Below are 2434 nucleotides of genomic sequence, written 5' to 3' on the forward strand. Positions count from 1 at the left end.
CGACAATATGATTATTATAACGATGTTGTCCACGGATAATATTCATTATTACCAAATATAATAAGCGTCTTGCCTTTTTATTACCGCGTTTTTATATGATTTCAATCATAATTTTAGTGATATATTCATTCTCATTATTTTTAATAACTGAATCAAATACATATTCTTCATATACATATTCACCCATTGTTAAATTCAATTCATCGATTTTATTTAACATTTTGTTGTACGCTTCTTCAACATGCTCATCAATGCCTATATAATAACCGACTAAATATTTACCTTTTAACGTAACGGTATTTTTGTAGTGCTTTTTAGAATTTGGGATATTCACGTAAAGGTAACTATAATGATAGTAATTACCACTTAAAATATCATTTTTATGCGTTACGACACCGATTGGCTGACTAGAAAAAATTTCGTGTGATTTCAGCTCATCAATAAACTGGTTAATCGAAATTAAGAAATCGAGTTCTGAAGCATTCGCGATGTTGTCACTGATATAGAAAGTCATTTCATCATATTCTTCAATTTCAATTTGATCAAAGGATGTTTCCATTGCGTCTCTGATGAGTTGAATCTTACTATCAATGATCATTTCATTGTATTCTAAATGCTTCTTCTGCTCTTGAATCGTTTTCTTCTGTTGTGTCATCAAATTTAAAAAGTGCTCTGGTGATTTATTTTGCGTGTATTCTTTAATTTCTTTCAGTGGCATGCCGAGTTCTTTCAATAAAGTAATCACACTTATAAGTTCAGTTTGTTTAATAGAGTAATATCGGTACCCAATTTCATTCTTATAATCTGGTTTAAAAAGATTGATTTTATCATAGTATATGAGTGTCTGACGGCTAACATTTGTTAAGCTTGCAAACTCACTTATAGGTATTTGATTAATTTTTTGCATAAATTAAGTTCCTCCTATTGACTGTATAGTTACTATACACTATAAATTGTATATATTAAAGATTGCATTATGTTATGCAAATCAAAATAAATAGATTAGAATATAGTGAAAATCACTTAATATTTATAAAAGTAATGAAGAAGGAGGTCTAAAATGAATAATAAGTTAAACGTTTTATATTTTAATATATTTTTAATGTTTTTAGGTATTAGTATTGTCATACCAGTATTACCTACAATTTTGCATGATTTAGATTTAAATGGAAGTGATTTAGGCATGCTGGTCGCAGTATTTGCAATGTTCCAAATGATCGCTTCACCGTTTGGAGGACGATTTGCAGATAAGTTTGGTAAAAAAATTATTATCATTATCGGCCTGCTGTTATTCTCCATTTCAGAATTTATTTTCGCGATGGGTAATACATTTTCAATACTTTTAGTTTCAAGAGTATTAGGTGGCATAAGCGCAGCGTTTGTCATGCCTGGTGTAAATGGTATGATTGGTGACTTATCAACTTCAGAAAATAGAGCAAAGAACTTTAGTTATATGTCAGCCGTTATTAATACAGGGTTCATAGTTGGACCGGGTGTAGGAGGATTCTTAGCAGAAATTTCGCATAGGATGCCTTTTTATTTTGCTGGTGCACTTGGCATCATCGCTTTGTTATTCTCAGTATTCCTTTTAAAAGAAGCAAGTGACGATGATTCAAATGAAACAGCACGTCCTAAAGTCAAAGAGCCATTTCCATATAAATTGTTTGTCGTACCGGTCATCATTATGTTGATATTGTCTTACGGTTTAGCATCTACTGAAACAATGTTCTCATTATATACAGCAGAGAAAGTAGGCTTTGAACCGAAAGATATTTCTATCGCGATTACAGGTGGAGCTATAGTAGGGGTTATATTCCAATTATTCTTATTCGAGAAACTTGTCGGTAAGATCGGTGAAATTAAATTAACGCTATTCTCATTAATTTATTCAGTGTTAATTCTAGGAGCTTTTGTATATGCTTCTCACTATATTACTGTGATGTTAGTCAGTTTCGTAATATTTATAGGATTTGATTTGATCAGACCATCTATGACGAACTATTTCTCTAAATTAGCAGGTAATAACCAAGGAACAGCAGGTGGCTTGAACTCAGCAGCCACAAGCGTTGGTAACTTGATAGGACCATTAGTAGCCGGAGCAGCATTCGATATTAAAATCGACTTCCCGTTATTTATAGCCATGGCATTCTTTATCATCGCTTCAATTATCATCGCATTTTATAGACCAGATAAATTAAAATTCTAATAAAAAGTCAGGGACATCTCGCGTGATGCCCCTGACTTTCTTTTTGGGAGAAATAAATGGGGTGAGGAGTGTATTGGGGATGGTGTGATGGATAGAGAGGTTTGTAATTATAGAAATGGGGTCGACAAGATAAATATAAGCATTGTATTTATCAAGACTGACTAAACAAGATAAATAGAAGCATTGTATTTATCAAGACTGACTAAACAAGATAAATAGAAGCATTGT

Annotated in this window: 2 protein-coding genes; one reads left to right on the top strand and one right to left on the bottom strand. The window is 32.1% G+C overall.

Features of this window, described 5'->3' with window-relative positions; all coding sequences use genetic code 11:
- Window positions 1–91: 91 nt before the first annotated feature.
- Window positions 92–907 (bottom strand): MerR family transcriptional regulator, encoded by an 816-nt coding sequence (locus tag LQ694_RS15610; RefSeq protein ID WP_481817155.1) that lies wholly within the window; start codon window positions 905–907, stop codon window positions 92–94.
- 153 nt (window positions 908–1060) lie between these two features.
- Between LQ694_RS15610 and norA the strand changes: the two genes are divergently transcribed.
- The gene (gene norA / locus LQ694_RS15355; RefSeq protein ID WP_048541708.1) at window positions 1061–2206 is read left to right on the top strand and encodes a multidrug efflux MFS transporter NorA; all 1146 of its coding nucleotides are present in this window, start codon (window positions 1061–1063) and stop codon (window positions 2204–2206) included.
- The last annotated feature ends 228 nt before the right edge of the window (window positions 2207–2434 follow it).

Source organism: Mammaliicoccus sp. P-M58 (assembly GCF_022386165.1).
In the GTDB taxonomy this organism is placed as follows: Bacteria; Bacillota; Bacilli; order Staphylococcales; family Staphylococcaceae; genus Mammaliicoccus; species Mammaliicoccus sciuri.

Coding starts and splice junctions, on each gene's coding strand:
- norA (WP_048541708.1), top strand. CDS start 1,061: ATGAATAATAAGTTAAACGTTTTATATTTTAATATATTTTTAATGTTT.
- LQ694_RS15610 (WP_481817155.1), bottom strand. CDS start 907: ATGCAAAAAATTAATCAAATACCTATAAGTGAGTTTGCAAGCTTAACA.